Source organism: Pseudomonas sp. CCNWLW23 (genome assembly GCF_037095675.1).
GTDB lineage: Bacteria > Pseudomonadota > Gammaproteobacteria > Pseudomonadales > Pseudomonadaceae > Aquipseudomonas > Aquipseudomonas atacamensis.
The window spans coordinates 106,439-124,043 of the sequence record NZ_JBAWKM010000005.1 but is presented as its reverse complement, the minus strand read 5'-3'; the positions used below and the strand labels follow the sequence as shown (position 1 = coordinate 124,043).

The 17,605-nt window shown below is 51.3% G+C and carries 16 protein-coding genes; all 16 read left to right on the top strand.

Going from position 1 to position 17,605, the window contains the following annotated elements:
• The first annotated feature begins 218 nt into the window (after positions 1–218).
• Positions 219–1,706, top strand: a complete 1,488-nt coding sequence (locus V8J63_RS09415) for a hypothetical protein (protein ID WP_336463931.1) — start codon at positions 219–221, stop codon at positions 1,704–1,706.
• The gene (locus V8J63_RS09410) at positions 1,703–2,131 is read left to right on the top strand and encodes a GtrA family protein (RefSeq protein ID WP_130888488.1); all 429 of its coding nucleotides are present in this window, start codon (positions 1,703–1,705) and stop codon (positions 2,129–2,131) included. The genes V8J63_RS09415 and V8J63_RS09410 overlap by 4 nt, the downstream gene beginning before the upstream one ends.
• Positions 2,118–2,945, top strand: a complete 828-nt coding sequence (locus V8J63_RS09405) for a glycosyltransferase family 2 protein (protein WP_177434928.1) — start codon at positions 2,118–2,120, stop codon at positions 2,943–2,945. Before V8J63_RS09410 ends, V8J63_RS09405 begins: the two co-directional genes overlap by 14 nt.
• Before the next feature lie 4 nt (positions 2,946–2,949).
• Positions 2,950–3,822, top strand: coding sequence for a lysylphosphatidylglycerol synthase domain-containing protein (locus tag V8J63_RS09400; protein ID WP_130888489.1), 873 nt, complete (start codon positions 2,950–2,952; stop codon positions 3,820–3,822).
• Positions 3,815–5,287, top strand: a complete 1,473-nt coding sequence (locus V8J63_RS09395; RefSeq protein WP_130888490.1) for a hypothetical protein — start codon at positions 3,815–3,817, stop codon at positions 5,285–5,287. Before V8J63_RS09400 ends, V8J63_RS09395 begins: the two co-directional genes overlap by 8 nt.
• Positions 5,271–5,669 carry a capsular biosynthesis protein gene (locus tag V8J63_RS09390; RefSeq protein WP_241664244.1) on the top strand — a complete coding sequence of 133 codons (399 nt, stop codon included), beginning with the start codon at positions 5,271–5,273 and terminating at the stop codon, positions 5,667–5,669. The genes V8J63_RS09395 and V8J63_RS09390 overlap by 17 nt, the downstream gene beginning before the upstream one ends.
• A 9-nt stretch (positions 5,670–5,678) precedes the next feature.
• Positions 5,679–6,431, top strand: a complete 753-nt coding sequence (locus V8J63_RS09385; RefSeq protein ID WP_130888492.1) for a glycosyltransferase family 2 protein — start codon at positions 5,679–5,681, stop codon at positions 6,429–6,431.
• 259 nt (positions 6,432–6,690) lie between these two features.
• On the top strand, positions 6,691–7,287 hold the full coding sequence (cysC, locus tag V8J63_RS09380; protein ID WP_130888493.1) for an adenylyl-sulfate kinase: 597 nt from the start codon (positions 6,691–6,693) through the stop codon (positions 7,285–7,287).
• Positions 7,284–8,669: an FAD/NAD(P)-binding protein gene (locus tag V8J63_RS09375; protein ID WP_336463930.1), complete on the top strand. Its 1,386-nt coding sequence runs from the start codon at positions 7,284–7,286 to the stop codon at positions 8,667–8,669. The genes cysC and V8J63_RS09375 overlap by 4 nt, the downstream gene beginning before the upstream one ends.
• Before the next feature lie 160 nt (positions 8,670–8,829).
• The gene (gene gmd, locus V8J63_RS09370; protein ID WP_130888495.1) at positions 8,830–9,861 is read left to right on the top strand and encodes a GDP-mannose 4,6-dehydratase; all 1,032 of its coding nucleotides are present in this window, start codon (positions 8,830–8,832) and stop codon (positions 9,859–9,861) included.
• Positions 9,861–10,760: a GDP-mannose 4,6-dehydratase gene (locus tag V8J63_RS09365; RefSeq protein WP_336463929.1), complete on the top strand. Its 900-nt coding sequence runs from the start codon at positions 9,861–9,863 to the stop codon at positions 10,758–10,760. Before gmd ends, V8J63_RS09365 begins: the two co-directional genes overlap by 1 nt.
• Entirely contained in the window at positions 10,757–11,902 is a 1,146-nt protein-coding gene (locus V8J63_RS09360) for a glycosyltransferase family 4 protein (RefSeq protein WP_336463928.1), read from the top strand. The genes V8J63_RS09365 and V8J63_RS09360 overlap by 4 nt, the downstream gene beginning before the upstream one ends.
• A complete protein-coding gene (locus V8J63_RS09355; RefSeq protein ID WP_336463927.1) occupies positions 11,899–13,008 on the top strand; it encodes a glycosyltransferase family 4 protein in 1,110 nt (369 codons plus the stop codon). The genes V8J63_RS09360 and V8J63_RS09355 overlap by 4 nt, the downstream gene beginning before the upstream one ends.
• 457 nt (positions 13,009–13,465) lie before the next feature.
• Positions 13,466–14,437: a UDP-glucose 4-epimerase family protein gene (locus V8J63_RS09350; protein WP_336463926.1), complete on the top strand. Its 972-nt coding sequence runs from the start codon at positions 13,466–13,468 to the stop codon at positions 14,435–14,437.
• Positions 14,434–15,483: an MraY family glycosyltransferase gene (locus V8J63_RS09345; protein ID WP_336463925.1), complete on the top strand. Its 1,050-nt coding sequence runs from the start codon at positions 14,434–14,436 to the stop codon at positions 15,481–15,483. The genes V8J63_RS09350 and V8J63_RS09345 overlap by 4 nt, the downstream gene beginning before the upstream one ends.
• 84 nt (positions 15,484–15,567) lie before the next feature.
• The gene (locus tag V8J63_RS09340) at positions 15,568–17,562 is read left to right on the top strand and encodes a polysaccharide biosynthesis protein (protein ID WP_130888515.1); all 1,995 of its coding nucleotides are present in this window, start codon (positions 15,568–15,570) and stop codon (positions 17,560–17,562) included.
• The last annotated feature ends 43 nt before the right edge of the window (positions 17,563–17,605 follow it).

Sequence of the window (17,605 nt, the reverse complement as noted above, 5' to 3'; positions counted from 1 at the left end):
TGTCCAGTGTTACTTGATCAACGGGAACGAAAAAATGGTCGGTGTTGAAAGTTGTTTTTCGAAAGTGATTGTGACTTTATTGGTGGGGGTATGAGGCTTTGTCCATTGGGCGTGTCGAAGGCTCAATTGGCAGATTTGCAGAATTTTAAAGGGAGCTGTTCTTTACCGGTTACAGATTGTCGAGGTGCAATAAACTCAGGGTTTGAAGGGGCAGGGTTTTGAATAACGGTGATTTTGGCGTGAGGCCATTGAAGTGGCTCGCGTTGGTCCTGGCTATATTGGCATGCGCGTTTTACGCAGTTTACCTGGGACACGCGATTCTAAGTGACAGAGTCTTGTATGCCGATGGTTCGAATTTTTTTGTGCAGTTGTTGAGCCAAAATAAGGCGTGGCCGATTGCTGATGATCCGAAGCACATACGGTTGTTTGCGAATATAGTAAATCAACTTCCTGTTGCTATCGCTATTAAGTTAGGGATGGAAAGCGTCAGCGGACTGAGATTTCTGTTTGGTGCTGGAGCTTTTTTGGGCACGGCGCTTGTTTATTTTTTCTGTTTCTTCTTAAGTCGTCGGGCAAATGACTCTCGCGTTTTTTTCTTTGCTCTAGCCAGTCTGATTACTTGCGCAATTCCGTCCGATATTTTCATTCTGAATCAGTCTTTTATTTCGTTGGCCTTTGCGTGGGTGCTGATTCATTACCTGCTGTTGAAAATCAATATTCGATGGTTTGACTGGCTAGTGATTGCAGTTGTTTCTTTGATATTGTTCAGAGGGCATGAAAATCTGGTTCTTTGGGGGTGCGTTATTTTTGTTGGCGCGCTAGCTGCAGTTTGGTTCAGCGGTGCACGCGGTGATTTTCGTAAAAGCCCACACCTCTATGTAATCGGTGCTGTCGGCGTGGCCCAGTCACTGTTTGTTCTCTATTGGCAGTTTACTCATCCTGTTGGTCAGGAAACCGACGCTTTTCTAGAACTTGTCAAATTTGCAATGCCGCAGGAAATGTGGGTCGGCAATACGAGAGTAAGTCTTTTGGCGACTGTTTTACTTGTTGTGGCAGTGCTTTACGGATGGTTCGCTCGTAGCATAGGTAAGGGCGGCGCACTACTTTTCGTGCTGGTCTTTTTAATATTTCTGTCATTGTCCGGTGTCGCGCTGCATGCCGGGGTTTTAGCAATACAGGATTTCAATCTGACTGACCCGCGCAGGGAGTTTAATTATCGGTTTCTGATGACCATCGGCTCCCCTGGATGGATGCTCGCTTCGATTTTATTTGTGTGTGCAAAAATCGATGTTGATGTGCGTGGTGCTTATTTTGCGATCATCGCGCTTTCAGTTGGCTTGATATCCGCATCTCTCTGGCAGGTCTCCAATAACCTACAGTGGCTCGAATTCAAGAACGCTGCTCTTCACGAACTTAATGAGGCACCAGGGCCAATTTTACAACCTGACTCTGTGAGAGAAAGGCTGAGTTCGGAGCAGCGCGAGTATGCTTATAAGTATCGTTGGGTCTGGACGTGGCCAGTATTCGGTATGAGCTTACAGAACGACGGTAGGGTTGTTAAAATGTTCAGGCCTGAAGGGTTTGATGATTATTTCAAACCTCCGAAAAAGATTCCTTTTGTTCCACTTTCGGGCGGCGAATATGGCAGCGAAGGACAAGGTTTGTATTCATTTGACGGTTTTCAAGCCGCTGGAAAAAAACAATGATGAAGTTGTTTTTAGGTTTTTTATTGGTATCTGGGGTTGGGTGGATTCTTGATCTGTTTTCCTATACGGCTCTGACCCAGGCTTTTGATGTGTCGCCTGCCTTTGCAAATTTCGCATCATCTATGGTCGGTGTTACGTACGTATGGTTGATTGCTCTCAATCGTGTTTTCAAACGAGGTGGGCACGGCAAGTATGTTTTTTTACCGATCTACTGGGCTTATCAAGCGGTGTCTATCATAGGGTATTCGCTGCTGATTTCCATCGTCGTTGTAAAACTGGTAGATTTCGGGGTTGATCAGGCATTTGCACTGCCAGTGGCTGTTATGGCGAAGCTTATGGTCACCCCCGTTAATTTATTGACGAATTTTCTGTTTATGACTGTTCTTACGAAATTTATGAGTGCTGATTCCGATGGCCAAGTCTGAAGCTAATCCGAAAATCCTGGTGTTCGTCCCTACCTATCGCTGTGAAACGCAGATCACTCGCGTTATCGATCAGTTTGATGAGAGCGTACAGGCCAGGATCGATACCGTCATGGTTGTTGATAACCGCTCACCTGACGGTACCCTTGAGGCTGCCATCGAGCGCGGCAAATTAGTCCTGAAGAGTTGTAATTTCATCGCTTGGTGTAACGATGATAACTATGGCTTGGGAGGATCGCACAAAGCGGCCTTTCGCTATGCCGTAGAGAACGGCTTTGATTTCCTTATTGTGCTGCACGGTGACGACCAGGCCGATATTCGTGATTTGATGCCACAATTGCAATCCGGATTGGATAAAGACGTTGATTGTTTGTTAGGTGCACGTTTCATGCGTGGTAGCCGTTTGAAAGGATATTCCTGGTTTCGTACATTCGGTAATCGGGTTTATAATGCATTGTTTTCCATGGTCACAATGCGTGCGATTTATGATTTGGGATCTGGATTGAACCTCTATCGTGTAGCGGCGTATCGCGACTTCTACTACAAAACATTTCCTGACGACTTAACGTTCAATTATATGATGCTGCTGGCTAGCTATCAGCGGAAGCAAGTGGTGCGCTTTTTTCCCATCAGCTGGAGAGAAGACGATCAGATATCGAACGTCAGATTGTTCCGTCAAGCACTTAAAGTCTTGAGGTTGCTTGCGGGATTTGGTCTGCGGCGCGACAGGTTCGTCACTAAAGAGTTGCGCTCTCGGGCATTTGATGCTTACACGGGACAAATTCGCTATAGCCAAGGCTCAGCTTCCAATGAGTAAAAGCTTGAAGGTCTACTTCGGACTACTGCTGATCGTGGTGATGGGTTGGTTGTGGTTACGTGCGCCGGATATCGCCAGTTTTGGTCGTGAGACACACTGGGCTGGTCTGGTGGGCATTACGCTTCTTTATCTCTGCTCACATGTATTGCGCATGCTGCGCTTGGTGTTGTTGACACTGGATGATCGCGATAAAGCGTTTCCTTTGGTTGCTGCGCACACACTGACAGCGTTTCCAAGTAGTTTTCTGCCATTCAAGCTGGGCGAGATTTTACGCCTCGCTTCTTTTTTTCATGTGTACGGAAAACGGCAAAAAGCACTGGCTGTCTGGCTGGCGGAGCGCTTTGGAGATGTAGTGGTCATCTCCGCCTTTATTCTCGGGTTGTACATTTTTAATATTCAAGTCGTGCCCGCAATGCGCACGGTTTTTGTATTGTTTGTATTGGCCAGTGGTTTGAGTCTATTGGGTTTTTTTGCTGTCGCTAAGATCTTTGTATATTTGAATCGTCATCTTGTACTGACCAGTTATACGCCGCGCGGACTCATCCTGCTACGCGCGAGCCAAGTATTGCGCAGGCTTGAAGTCGCGATCTATAAGTCCGTCGAGGGGCGGGTTTCAGGTTTTCTGCTGCTCTCCGTACTTATCTGGTCTATCGAGATTCTGGCGTTGTCTTTATTCATCAATCAACTTGGGATCGGAGACCCAGATCTCGCGGCGCTGTTCACCTCCGGTTTGCTGGCGAGCTTACCCGGCGGCGGTGGAGTCTCGAGTGCCTTCGGTCTTTACCAGTCGCTGGGGCTGGTGGCATTGACATTGGTATTTCTGCTCGTCGTTTCGCTGTCGGCGCGCTCCAAAATTCTAAGGACCCGAGATGTCTGAAGCTTATACCAAACTATTGCTGATCCTTGATGATCGTGAGTTCGCCTTTGGGGAGGTGCGTAGCTTGGTTGGCTCGCGTCGATTCGGTGATATCGTCTTCAAACGCCGACCACTGATTGAACATTTCCTTGCCGCACTGCCGGCGTGGAGTCGTTCACAAGTGATTCATTTGCAGAATGACGCTGATCTTGTCGCGCTGCGCTCGACGCTGGAAGCATGCAGTGAGGATACATCTGTCTGCGTGATCGCCGGGCGCGCCGGTTTTTCACAACCTGAACGCCTTACCCAGTTAGTAGAGCGCCTGCCGTATGCGGAAGAGGACTTTACCGATACGCTTTACAAACCGATGCTGGTATTTCTGCGTAATGCCCATGTGTTGGTCGACCAATGGTCGGCGTTTCTGGCGGCACCTCTTCATACGTGGGAGAGGGCGTGGCAGGGCGCTCAGCGCTTGCAATCCGTCGAACCCTTGGATTTGGGAAAGATCCGCGATTTCCTTTCTTACACCAGCGGTTCTACAGCAACGCGCCATTTCAACGAAATGCAGATGGACGCGTATTACTACACGAAGCGATCCACTGACAAGACCAAGATGCGCGCGGAGTACTCCTTTTATAGTCTCGCTCCCGAAGGCATGCGGCCTTGGCTGATACAACCTTTTGGTTTTCAGGATGATGGTGATCGTGCATCTTACAAAATGTTGCGTTATTACCTGGCAGATACTGCTTTGCAATGGGTTCACGGCGCTTTTGAACCTGATACCTTCACTTCTTTTGTTGACCGACTGCTGTTCTTTCTTTCGGAGCGCTCAAGGGAGGCCTGCACAAAGGAGCAGTCGGCTGCCACGGCGCGAGAACTGTTCGTTAGTAAACTTGAAAAACGGGTTGAGCAGTTCCTTGCGATGGAAGAGGGGCAGCGGATCAATCGTTTGGCTGCCAGCGCTAGTCCTGAACTGGATATCTCGCGCCAGTTAGAGCGTTTCGTGAAGCTCTACAAACGCTTCGAGAAAGGTTTTGCATTTGATTACCGTGTGGTTGGGCATGGTGACCCTTGCTTCTCCAACATACTTTATGATCAACAACGCTATCTGCTAAAGCTGATCGATCCTAAAGGCGCGCTGACGGAGGAGGGGCTGTGGACGCACCCTTTGTATGATCTGTGCAAGGTATCGCACAGCGCATTGGGCGACTACGATTTTATTAATAATGGTCTCTACCACGTAGGTTTCACCGACAGTAATCAGTTGTTGCTGAGTTTTAAACACACCAATCACTCCGTGCTGAAATCTGTCTTTGTTCAGCGAGTCAAGGCCGCAGGCCACGACGTTCGCGTCATGCGTCTGGGCGAAGCATCACTTTTTTTGTCGATGCTGCCGCTGCATATAGATTATCCAAACAAGGTGATTGCTTTCCTGCTGAACGCTCACCATATACTCAATGAGGTTGAAAGTGAATCAAGAGTTTGAGAGCGTTGACGGTGTATTGGTCGTTGATATTGATGGCACACTGTGTGGAATTAAAACGGCGGATCAGTCGTACGCCGATCTGACTCCCGATCAGGCAATGCTGGCTAAACTTCGCGAATATCAGGGTAAAGGCTATCGGATCTTGCTGTTTACGGCGCGTAATATGAACACTTATAAGGGTAGTCTGGCGCTTATCAATAAACATACTGCCCCAGTTCTTCTCGAGTGGCTCGCCAAGTGGGAGGTTCCTTACGACGAAATTCTGTTTGGCAAGCCTTGGCCGAAAAAGCGCGGCTTTTATATAGATGATCGGTCTGTGCGCCCGGACGAGTTTCTCAATATGACCGAAGAAGAAATCCATAAATTGCTGGGGCAGGAGTAGGAGTCTGACATGTCGGTGAATATTGTTATCACTATGGCGGGCCGCGGATCGCGTTTCTATGAGGCCGGTTACACGGTACCAAAGTATGAAATCCCTGCGCATGGAAAAAGTTTGTTCGATTGGTCGATGCTTTCTTTACGGAATTTTCTTACAGCCGATTGCCGTGTAATTTTTGTATGTCTGGAAGAAAATAATTCGGCTGATTATGTTCGCAGGCAGAGCGAGGCAATGGAGCTTCGTGATGTCCACGTTATCGAGATTGGTCAGGTGACTGATGGCCAAGCGACGAGTGCGTATCTGGCACGTGAATTCTGGCGGCCAGAAGATCCTCTGCTTATTTATAATATCGATACATATGTTAATCCACACGCCTTGCTCCCAGCCTCTATTCGTGAGGGTGCTGACGGATGGGTTCCGTGCTTCCAGGTTCCGGGCGATCATTGGAGTTTCGTCAAATTGGGTGATGATCAGTGGGCTACCGATTTGGCTGAAAAGCAGCGTATCTCGGATTTCGCGTCAATTGGTCTGTACTGGTTTTCGCGAGCTGAAGACTATGAGAAAGCCTATGATCGTTTCTTTGCTGACGCCGAAAATCTCGTTCGGGGCGAGCGTTACATTGCGCCACTTTATCGACAACTGATTGCCGAGGGCCGGAAAATTTCAATAACGGATCTTGCTGTTAATGACGTCCATGTATTAGGTACACCGGCTGAATTGAATGCATTTCTGGAGTTGAACCGAGAAGATCTGCTTGTCGATTGATTGGTGCGCTTCGAGATTGGCTAGCTAAAGTAAGTTCCTGTATTTGGCGGGCGGATTACAATATGTTGTCCGCCGGATCTTCTCGAGTGATGCTCGGTGTCCACGTTTCAATCGATCAGTCGTGCGACGGGATTGTTCTCTATTGCCCTTGATATCTTGGCGGTGGGTTGGAATGGGGTGAAAGGCCGCCTTCGAGGCCGCTGTCGTGAGTACGCGACTTCAATGGTAATCTGAGATATCAGTGATACGAGGTACCGGTGTGTCCAATAAAAATTTAGTCTTCCAGGCGTCTGTTGTCGACGCCTCAACGAGAGCGCTTGTCAAGTCGCAGAAGCCGATCACCTTATGGTTGACCGGGTTGAGTGGCGCTGGCAAATCGACCATCGCCAACGCTTTGGAATTGGCATTGGTCAAGCGTGGTCGGCATACTTATTTACTGGATGGCGACAATGTGCGTCTGGGGCTGTGTAAAGACCTAGGATTCAGTGATGCTGACCGGGAAGAAAACATCCGCCGAATTGCAGAACTGGCCAAATTGTTCATGGATGCCGGCCTGATCGTGATCACTGCATTCATCTCCCCATTTCAACGTGATCGTGCGTTGGCTCGCGACGTGATTGGCGATGAAAAGTTTATCGAGGTCTTCATTGACACGCCTTTGGCGGAGTGTGAGCGTAGAGATCCAAAGGGCCTTTACGGCAAGGCTCGCTCCGGCGTGATCAAGAATTTCACGGGGATTGACTCGGTCTATGAGAGCCCGCTGGATCCCGATGTTCGTGTCAATACGCTGGAAGAGAGTCTAGAAACCTGCGTGGCGAAAATTCTCGACTGTCTGAATCAGCGGGTGCTGGCATGAAGACTCTCGTCATTATCGGCGCAGGTTTTAGTGGGACAGTAACGGCCATTCAGTTTTTGACGCATTGCCCGCTTGGTGTTCGAGTGATTCTGATCAACCGCTCAGGCGGTATGGCTCGAGGTTTGGCGTATGGAACAAATAGTGCTCAGCATTTGCTCAATGTTCCGGTTGGCAATATGACAGCCTTGGTGGATGAGCCCGATTCATTTCAACAGTTTTGCCAGAAAACTGATCCGAGCGTGTCGGGGTCCTCTTTTGTGCCACGTAAGCTTTATGGTGATTATCTGTCCTTCTTGCTGGACTCCGCCGTGGAGCGTGCAGAAAACGTTTCGCTTGATCGATTGGCGGCGGAGGTGCACAGCCTCCGGTCTGATCAGAAGGGTGCGATCGTCGAGCTGGCAGACGGAGAGCAAATACGTGCTGATCACGTCGTGCTTGCATTCGGACACTTTGCGCCACTGAATCCTCAATGCGTTGGACCTGCTATCTCCGCGGGTTGCTATCAGCAGGATCCGTGGGATCGTGAGCGTCTGTTACCCAATGCAGACAACCCCGTCCTTCTGATCGGTGCCGGGCTGACCGCTCTGGATGTAGCGCTCAACATCGATCGGTGCAATTCACGCCCGATCTACATGTTGTCGCGCCGTGGCTTGCAACCATTGGCTCATCGCCATCACGGTAAGGGGCTGGCGTTGAATGCCGGAATCACCGAACGATTGCTTGGCGTAAAGCCTACGGCGAGCAATTATCTTCGGGAAGTTCGTGGTCTTGTTAAAACGGGTGAAGTTGAAGGTCGTGATTGGCGGGATTTCATTGCTGCCTTGCGCCCAGCGACGCCGGCGCTTTGGGCTCGACTGCCAGAGATCGAGCGGCGCCGTTTTTTGCGCCATCTGCAACCTTACTGGGATGTGCATCGTCATCGTGTTGCCCCTGAGACTCATGAGCGCTTTCTAGAGGCGCTGGGCAGCGGACGAATCATTTCATTGGCAGGGCGAATTAAGGAAATAAGCCCAGAAGGCAAGGGCGTGCGTGTTAGCTTTCAGAGACGTGGTAGCCACCAGACCGAATATATCGATGTTGGGCAGGTTATCAATTGTACCGGGCCCAATTCGAATTTACGGTATGTCGATGATCGGTTGATTACTCAATTACGCGATGAAGGACTTCTCCTGCCAGACTTACTCGGTTTGGGGTTGCACGTAGATGAACGCTTGGCGGTTAAAAACGCTGACGGGAATGTTTCAACATGGCTTTCCTATATAGGTCCGATGCTCAAGGCCGATTTATGGGAAGCCACAGCCGTACCTGAATTGCGCGAACTTGCGAAAAATTTGGCTTGTAGGCTTGCCGATGGCTTTCGACAAGGTCCCCTGGCAGGTTGATCCAAACGCCTAAAAAGTCGTCAGGGGGGCGGCAAATATCGGTTCATGGGGTACTATTCTCCCGTTCCGCAGAAAAATGCAAAGTCTCGGCCTCATCCACATTGCCAGACTGCATTTTTTCTTGTTATCACGACGTTCAAATGGAGTTTAGAGGATTCGCATGAAAGCAATCGTAACTGGCATCACTGGTCAAGACGGCGCCTACCTGGCGGAACTGCTGCTGGAGAAGGGGTACACCGTTTACGGTACCTACCGTCGTACCAGTTCTGTCAATTTCTGGCGTATCGAAGAGCTGGGTATCCAGCAGAACCCTAACCTGCATTTGGTCGAATATGATCTGACAGATCTCTCTGCCAGCATCCGTTTGCTGCAAACCACTGAAGCTACCGAGGTGTATAACCTCGCCGCGCAGAGCTTTGTGGGCGTGTCGTTCGAGCAGCCAATCACTACTGCCGAAATCACTGGCCTTGGTGCCGTGAACCTTCTGGAAGCGATCCGCATCGTCAATCCAAAGGTGCGTTTCTACCAGGCATCGACTTCTGAAATGTTTGGTCAGGTACAGGCTATTCCGCAGGTCGAGAGCACGCCTTTCTATCCGCGCAGCCCCTACGGCGTCGCCAAGCTTTACGCTCACTGGATGACCATCAACTACCGTGAGTCGTACGGTATTTTTGCGACCAGCGGTATTTTGTTCAACCACGAATCGCCTCTGCGTGGTCGTGAGTTCGTAACCCGCAAAATCACTGACTCCGTGGCCAAGATCAAGCTCGGTCTGCTCGATAAAGTGGAGCTGGGCAACCTCGATGCCAAACGTGACTGGGGTTTTGCCAAGGAGTACGTAGAAGGGATGTGGCGCATGCTGCAGGCTGATGTACCGGATACCTTCGTATTGGCGACCAATCGTACCGAGACCGTCCGTGATTTCGTATCCATGGCGTTCAAGGCCGCTGGTATCACTATTTCCTGGTCGGGCACTGCTGAAGCCGAACAGGGCACTGATGCTGTTACCGGCAAGGTACTGGTTACCATCAATCCGAAGTTCTACCGTCCTACCGAAGTTGAGTTGCTGATTGGCAACCCGGCCAAGGCCAAAGAAGTGTTGGGTTGGGAACCGAAAACTTCGCTTGAAGAGCTTTGCCGCATGATGGTCGAGGCTGACCTGCGTCGTAACAAGCAAGGGTTCTCTTTCTGATGATCAATGCTGGCAAACGTGCGCTGATTACGGGTATTCATGGATTTACCGGTCGCTACATGGCGGCTGAGCTGCAAGCTCATGGCTACGAAGTTGTCGGGATGGGCAGTCAACCCTCCGACGATCACAATTATCATCAAGTCGACCTGGCTGACGGTATTGGTCTACGCACGTTGCTGGCAAAGATTCAGCCGGATGTCGTTGTGCACCTTGCAGCTCTGGCATTTGTCGGACATGGTGCGGCGGATGCCTTCTATCAAGTCAACTTGATAGGCACGCGTAATCTGCTGGATGCTGTTGCCGCTAGCGGGAAGGCTCCGGATTGCGTTTTGATTGCCAGCAGCGCCAATGTCTATGGCAATGCATCGGGAGGCATGTTGTCGGAAGCTACAGTGCCGGCTCCTGCCAACGATTACGCCGTTAGCAAGCTGGCCATGGAGTACATGGCCAAGCTCTGGATGGATCGTCTTCCCATAGTTATCGCGCGGCCATTCAATTACACAGGTGTTGGGCAGGCCGAGAACTTCCTGTTGCCGAAAATCGTCTCCCATTTCCTGCGCAAGGCGCCTAGGATTGAATTGGGTAATCTCGACGTTTGGCGCGACTTCAGTGATGTTCGGGCTTTGGTCAAGGCTTATCGAGGTTTGATCGACGCGAAACCCTTGGGGCAGATCGTGAATGTCAGTTCGGGACAAACGCACTCACTTCGAGAGGTTATCGAGTTGTGCAAGTCGCTGACTGGGCATGACATCGAAGTCGACGTGAATCCAGCGTTCGTCCGCGCCAACGAGGTGAAAACCTTGTGCGGGGATAACTCGAAGCTGCGGGATCTGGTTCCCGGATGGGCAACGGCGCCTTTGAGCGAAACCCTGAGCTGGATGCTGACGGTTGATAAATGAAGTTAATTCTTTCTGTTGAGCCGGTCCGTTTTCCACTGACCGGCATTGGTCGCTACACCTATGAGTTGGCGCTGCGACTGCAGCAGAATCGTGAAATTACTGACCTGCAGTTTTTTGCAGGTCGGCGATTTCTACCGTCGTTGCCTGCTGCTTCCGATACGTCGGGTAACGGTTATGGTCTGAAGCGAGCCGTTCAGAAGAATTTCCTGGCGGTTGAGGCCTATCGTTTGCTGATGCCATTGCTCAGGAAGCGAGCGCTTAAAGGTCATGGTGAATTTCTTTACCACAGCCCCAATTATTATCTGCCTCCGTTTGCCGGGCGCAGTGTTGCTACCTTTCACGATCTTTCTCCCTTTACGTGGTCCCACTGTCATGCGCCGCAGCTTGTGCGCTATTTGCAGAAGGAGCTCAAGACGACGTTGGTCAGGGCTGATGCTTTGATAACGGACTCTGAATACACGCGTAAAGAGTTGTCCGACTATTTTTCCTGGCCTATTGAGCGGATTCACACTGTGCCGTTGGCCAGTTCTGCCGAGTTTCATCCTCGGTCCGCGGCCGACCTCCGGTTGACTCTGTCGCGACATGGTCTTCAGGCGGGCGGCTACAGCTTGTTTGTGGGTACCATCGAGCCGCGCAAGAATATTGATACCTTGCTCAATGCTTATTCACGTCTGCCACTGGAGCTGCGCAAGCGCTGGCCGCTCGTGTTGACGGGTTACTATGGATGGCAAAACGAGGATATTCATAACCGGCTTGAAAGCGCACGTCGCGAGGGCTGGGCCTACTATCTCGGTTTTGTTCCCAGCGAAGACTTGCCTCTGTTGTTTGCCGGTGCCCGGCTATTTACCTTCCCCTCGTTGTACGAGGGTTTCGGTTTACCGGTGCTAGAGGCTATGAGTTCGGGCGTTCCCGTCGTTTGCTCCAACAGTTCTTCCCTGCCAGAGGTTGCCGGTAATGCGGCACTTATGTGCGAAGCAACGGACACGCTGGCGTTGACTGAGCTTTTGCGCCGAGGCCTTGAAGATGAGGTGTGGCGCGCCAGTGCCATTGAACAGGGATTGCTGCACGCAGCGAAGTTTTCCTGGGAGCGGTGCGCAAAGGAAACGTTCGAGGTTTATCAGAAGGTGGTCGACGGGCGATGATCAAGGTTCTGCACTTCTTCAAGACTTATTACCCGGAGACAATGGGGGGCATCGAACAAGTCATCTTTCAGATTGCCGAAGGTGGTTTGCAGCATGGGTACGAGTCCCAGGTGCTCTATCTCAGTGAGCGAGGGGCTGCACGCAATGAACCGATTGCGCATCATCTGACCCATCGCTCAAAACTGGATCTTCACGTTGCTTCTACGGGATTCTCGTTTTCGGCGCTCAGGGATTTCATCGAGCTGGCTCGAGAAGCGGATATTGTTCATTACCATTTTCCGTGGCCTTACATGGATCTCGTTCATTTTGCGAGTCGAGTCGGCAAGCCCAGTGTGGTCAGCTATCACTCCGATATCGTCAAGCAAAAAACGCTGCTCAAACTTTATCAGCCACTAATGAATCGCTTCTTGTCCAGTGTCGACTGTATTGTCGCGTCGTCGCCAAATTATCTGGCCAGCAGCCCGGTTTTGACACGATTTGAAGATAAGGTACGTGTTGTTCCTTACGGTCTGGATCGCTCGACTTATCCCGTCCCTTCTGCAGAGAAACTGGCATTCTGGCGAGACCGGTTGGGTGAGCGATTTTTTCTTTTTGTAGGTGCCCTGCGTTATTACAAGGGCCTGGATTACTTGCTTGAGGCAGCCAGGGCGACCGGGTTACCGGTGGCCATTCTCGGAGGCGGGCATCTTGAGGCAGAACTCAAGGCTCAAGCCGCGGAAGCGAGTGTGCCCAACGTGCATTTTCTGGGGTTGTTACCTGACGAAGACAAGGCTGCGCTGCTGACGCTTTGCTACGCTTTTGTCTTTCCGTCGCATTTGAGATCGGAGTCTTTCGGAATTTCCCTGCTCGAAGGGGCTATGTACGGAAAACCGATGATCTCTTGTGAAATTGGCTCGGGCACCACCTACATCAATATTGCCGAAGAAACCGGATTGGTCGTCCCTCCCAGGGATTCCATTGCATTGGCACAGGCTATGACAACGCTGTGGAGCGAACCTGCGACAGCTGCCAGGATGGGCTTGGCCGCCGAACGCCGGTTTGAGGAGGTGTTTTCCTCAAGTTTGATGGCGCAATCCTACGCTGATATTTATCGCTCGTTGCTATAAAGCTTTTCGCAACCCATGTTAATGGGCTGTCAGGACAATGCCTTGTCTGGCGGATGCTTGCGGATAATTAGAGTCGATTTTTTTCGTTTCATTGTCTGGCTACTTGCGTGCAAGTTTTTCTCAAGCAAAGTTTGTTTCATTTAATATTACTTGTTGCAGAGTGTGTGCGTGAGTTTGCCAAAGAACTTGGTTTGTTAACAGTCTGTAAGGCGCGCAAAATGCAGCAGTGAATTTTGCCTCAATGAAGGCGGGTTTCAGGGTGTGTTTTTATGACGTGGCGCAAGTTGTCTTTCCTGCTGCTTTGAAGTGGCCAAGAATCGCGTAATTCAATAGACTGCCACTCGCATATCCCTCGACGAAGCGATCTCCATGGTTGCTGCAGTCACGCATCCATTTGCCGCTTCAACGGGGCTGTTGCCGACAGGCAAGCATTGATTTCTTAGCTCAAGGTGCTTTCATGAGATCCAAGACATTCCTGATTACCGGCGGTAATGGTTTTCTGGGGAGAGCACTCATAGATCGGCTAATACTGGAGTCGGATTGTTCTGTCGTAGCGCCGATGCGTACTAGAACTCATGAACATGCTCCATGTGTGGACGTTATACCCTTCGAAGGTCTCAGTGGGGCTAACGATTGGAGTCGCGTCCTCACAGAAGTTGATGTTGTCGTCCATGCGGCAGCGCGCGTTCACGTCATGGACGAAGTCGCGGTCGATCCCTTGGCTGCCTTCCGGGAAATCAATGTCGACGCGACTTTGAATCTCGCTCGTCAGGCTGCAGCGTCAGGAGTTAAACGGTTTATTTTCGTCAGTTCGGTGAAAGTGAACGGAGAGAGCACTTTTTCAGGCGCTCCTTTTTGCGCCGATGATTTGCCTGCACCACTTGACGCCTATGGCATTTCCAAATTTGAAGCCGAGCAGGGCTTAAAGCGACTGGCGCAGGTTACGGATATGGAAGTGGTGATTATTCGCCCGGTTCTGGTCTACGGTCCGGGGGTGAAAGCTAATTTTCTCACCATGATGCAATGGCTGGAGCGCGGCGTCCCGTTACCATTCGGCTCAGTGCGTAACAGCCGTAGTCTGGTGTCAATAGGCAATCTTGTAGATCTCATCGTGACCTGTGCCAGCCATCCGGGTGCTGCCAATCAAACTTTTATGGCGAGCGATGGCGAAGATGTTTCCACGAGTGACCTGTTGCGCAAGCTAGGCCAAGCGTTGGGTAAGCCCAGTTATCTCTTGCCTGTTCCGGTATGGGTGATGAAGCGGCTTTTGGCACTGGTAGGACGGCGGTCTATATCTCAGCGGCTTTTCGGCTCTCTGCAGGTCGATATCGGTAAAAATCGACAGTTACTGGGTTGGACCCCGCCCATCAGTCTCGATAAGGGTCTTGCTTTGACCGCAACGCACTTTCTGGAAACCCGCAAATCATGACTAATGGATGGTTCCTTTCCGTCGTTCTGTGCCTATCCTTCTCCCTCACCTGGGCGTTACGCCGTTACGCATTGGCGCGCAGTTTGATGGATATTCCGAATGCGCGCAGTTCGCACTCTGTGCCTACTCCTCGTGGCGGTGGCGTAGCGATAGTGATCGCATTTGTTTTTGCGCAAGTAGTGTTATGGGGCGTCGGAATTACTTCGGGTAGTGCTTTTCTCGCTGTTGCCGGCGCTGGAAGTCTGGTTGCAGTGATTGGCTTCATGGATGACCACGGCCATATCGCGGCGCGCTGGCGTCTGCTGGGGCATTTTCTGGCTGCGGGATGGCTGTTGTTCTGGATGGGCGGCATGCCCGTGGTTGAGGTACTCGGAGCGCAGGTCGATCTGGGTATCTTTGGTCATTTCCTGGCACTGTTTTATCTGGTATGGCTACTTAATCTTTACAACTTCATGGATGGCATCGATGGAATCGCAGGTGTCGAGGCGGTTTGTGTTTGTCTTGGGGCGTGTGTGTTGTATTGGCTTGTCGATGCAGCAGCGTTGATCTGGGCTCCGTTGATGTTGGCTGCGGCGGTGATGGGCTTTCTCTGCTGGAATTTTCCGCCGGCAAAAATTTTCATGGGTGATGCGGGTAGCGGATTTCTTGGCGTTGTTTTGGGCGGACTTTCTCTGCAGGCTGCGTGGCATGATCCTTCACTATTTTGGGGCTGGCTCATACTGCTCGGTGTGTTTATCGTGGATGCCACCTTCACGTTGTTCCGGCGCCTGCTCAGAGGAGACAAACTGTATGAGGCTCACAGAAGCCACGCCTATCAGTTTGCTTCCAGGCAATTTGGCCGGCATTTGCCCGTAACCTTGGCAACAGGCTTGATCAATCTATGCTGGCTGTTGCCCATTGCGGTAGGTGTTATACGGTTTGAACTGGGCGGCGTATGGGGTGTACTTTTAGCCTATATCCCGCTGGTTTTTCTAGCGATCAGGTTTCATGCTGGGGAGCTTGAAAAGACCGCTGATGATGGAAAAGAAAACAATTCTGTCATCTAGGTTTAGAGTCATGATGCCGGCTTGTGGTGATTCATTACGGTGATCAGCATTTGAAAGAGGGAAACTGAGGTGCTTGAAGAGTTAATGGATAAAGTCAGAGAGCGTCTCGTTGGACTACCACGGCGGCGCAAACGACTGATACAGGTTGGCACAGACATTTTTCTGGTTTGGGTGGCCCTGTGGTTGGCATTCATCGTGCGCTTGGGTATCGATGATATGTACAACCCCTTCAAAGTCCACTTCTGGCTATTCGTCTGCGCCCCTGTTGTGGCCATTCCATTGTTCATTCGCTTCGGCATGTACCGTGCCGTCATGCGCTATTTTGGCAATGACGCGTTGATTGCAATTATCAAGGCTGTCAGTTTGTCTTCGCTGATTCTGGCGGTTGTCGTTTATTGGTACAGCAATCACGAAGCGGTTGTGCCTCGCTCGATCATTTTCAATTACTGGTGGTTGAGCCTGGTCATCATTGGGGGGTTGCGGTTATGTATGCGGCAATACTTCATGGGGGACTGGTTTACAGCCGCGCAGCATGTTCCTTTTGCCAACCGTGACGATGGTCTGACCAAAGTTGCGATATACGGCGCAGGCGTAGCAGGCAATCAACTCGTTGCCGCACTACGCATGGGGCGCGTTCTGCGCCCTGTCGCCTTTATCGATGATGACCCGGGTATTTCCGATCGCTCGATCTCAGGCTTGCAGGTTTATAAACCCAAGCATATTCAGCAGATGATCGACGTCACAGGGGCGCAGGAAATCCTTCTCGCTTTGCCATCCTCGACTCGTGCTCGTCGCCGGGAAATTCTCAACTTGCTTGAAGGCTTTCCACTGCACGTTCGCAGTGTGCCGAATTTTTCCGATCTGGCGAGTGGCCGAGTCAAAGTTGAAGATATTCAGGAAGTCGATATTGCAGACCTGTTGGGGCGCGATGCCGTTCCAGCTCAGCCTGATCTTCTGGAGCGCTGTATCAAAGGCAAGACTGTCATGGTCACAGGTGCCGGCGGTTCGATCGGTTCGGAGTTGTGTCGGCAGATTTTTGCGTTGGAGCCAACCGCGCTTCTGTTGTTCGAACACAGTGAATTCAATCTCTACAACATTCTTTCAGAGCTGGAGCAACGCAGCTCTCGAGAGTCGGCTCCGGTTCGATTGCTTCCCATACTCGGGTCCATACGCCACCAGGATAAATTGCTCGATGTGATGAAAACCTGGAAGGTCGACACGGTTTATCATGCGGCCGCCTATAAGCATGTGCCCATGGTCGAACACAACATTGCCGAAGGTGTGCTGAACAATGTGATCGGCACCCTCAACACCGCTCAGGCGGCTTTGCAGTGCGGCGTCGCTAACTTCGTGTTGATCTCCACTGACAAAGCGGTCCGCCCCACCAATGTCATGGGAAGCACGAAGCGCTTGGCGGAATTGACACTTCAGGCCCTGAGCCGTGAAATCGCCCCTGTCTTGTTCGGCGACAAAGCCAACGTTTCCAGAGTCAACAAAACCCGTTTCACCATGGTCCGCTTCGGCAACGTGCTCGGCTCTTCCGGCTCTGTCATCCCGCTGTTCCATAGCCAAATCAAAGCCGGCGGGCCGTTGACCGTCACCCATCCAAAAATCACCCGCTACTTCATGACCATCCCCGAAGCCGCACAGTTGGTCATCCAGGCTGGTTCCATGGGGCAGGGCGGAGACGTCTTCGTCCTGGATATGGGCGAGCCAGTACGGATCGTCGAACTCGCAGAAAAAATGATCCACCTGTCCGGACTAAGCATCCGGTCCGAGCGCAATCCTCAAGGCGACATCTCCATCGAGTTCACCGGTTTGCGTCCAGGCGAGAAGCTGTACGAGGAATTGTTGATCGGGGACAACGTCGCAGCTACGTCGCATCCGATGATCATGAGCGCCAATGAGGATCACCTTCCTTGGGACGTTTTGAAAGCCCGATTGAGTGAACTGCTCAAAGCCGTGGAAGCCGACGACTACACCCGCGTCCGCCAGCTCCTGCGCGAAACCGTCTCCGGCTACACCCCCGACGGCGAGATCGTTGACTGGATCTACCAGCAACGTCGTCTCGAGCCGTGATTGTTTCACATCCTGTAACGCTCGCATTTTTGACTTCCCTCCA

What these genes read in the sequence shown, in the direction of transcription:
- V8J63_RS09365 (WP_336463929.1), top strand. Translation starts at nt 9,861, where the DNA reads ATGATCAATGCTGGCAAACGTGCGCTGATTACGGGTATTCATGGATTT.
- V8J63_RS09405 (WP_177434928.1), top strand. Translation starts at nt 2,118, where the DNA reads ATGGCCAAGTCTGAAGCTAATCCGAAAATCCTGGTGTTCGTCCCTACC.
- V8J63_RS09350 (WP_336463926.1), top strand. Translation starts at nt 13,466, where the DNA reads ATGAGATCCAAGACATTCCTGATTACCGGCGGTAATGGTTTTCTGGGG.
- V8J63_RS09375 (WP_336463930.1), top strand. Translation starts at nt 7,284, where the DNA reads ATGAAGACTCTCGTCATTATCGGCGCAGGTTTTAGTGGGACAGTAACG.
- gmd (WP_130888495.1), top strand. Translation starts at nt 8,830, where the DNA reads ATGAAAGCAATCGTAACTGGCATCACTGGTCAAGACGGCGCCTACCTG.
- V8J63_RS09355 (WP_336463927.1), top strand. Translation starts at nt 11,899, where the DNA reads ATGATCAAGGTTCTGCACTTCTTCAAGACTTATTACCCGGAGACAATG.
- V8J63_RS09340 (WP_130888515.1), top strand. Translation starts at nt 15,568, where the DNA reads ATGGATAAAGTCAGAGAGCGTCTCGTTGGACTACCACGGCGGCGCAAA.
- V8J63_RS09385 (WP_130888492.1), top strand. Translation starts at nt 5,679, where the DNA reads ATGTCGGTGAATATTGTTATCACTATGGCGGGCCGCGGATCGCGTTTC.
- V8J63_RS09345 (WP_336463925.1), top strand. Translation starts at nt 14,434, where the DNA reads ATGACTAATGGATGGTTCCTTTCCGTCGTTCTGTGCCTATCCTTCTCC.
- V8J63_RS09360 (WP_336463928.1), top strand. Translation starts at nt 10,757, where the DNA reads ATGAAGTTAATTCTTTCTGTTGAGCCGGTCCGTTTTCCACTGACCGGC.
- V8J63_RS09395 (WP_130888490.1), top strand. Translation starts at nt 3,815, where the DNA reads ATGTCTGAAGCTTATACCAAACTATTGCTGATCCTTGATGATCGTGAG.
- V8J63_RS09410 (WP_130888488.1), top strand. Translation starts at nt 1,703, where the DNA reads ATGATGAAGTTGTTTTTAGGTTTTTTATTGGTATCTGGGGTTGGGTGG.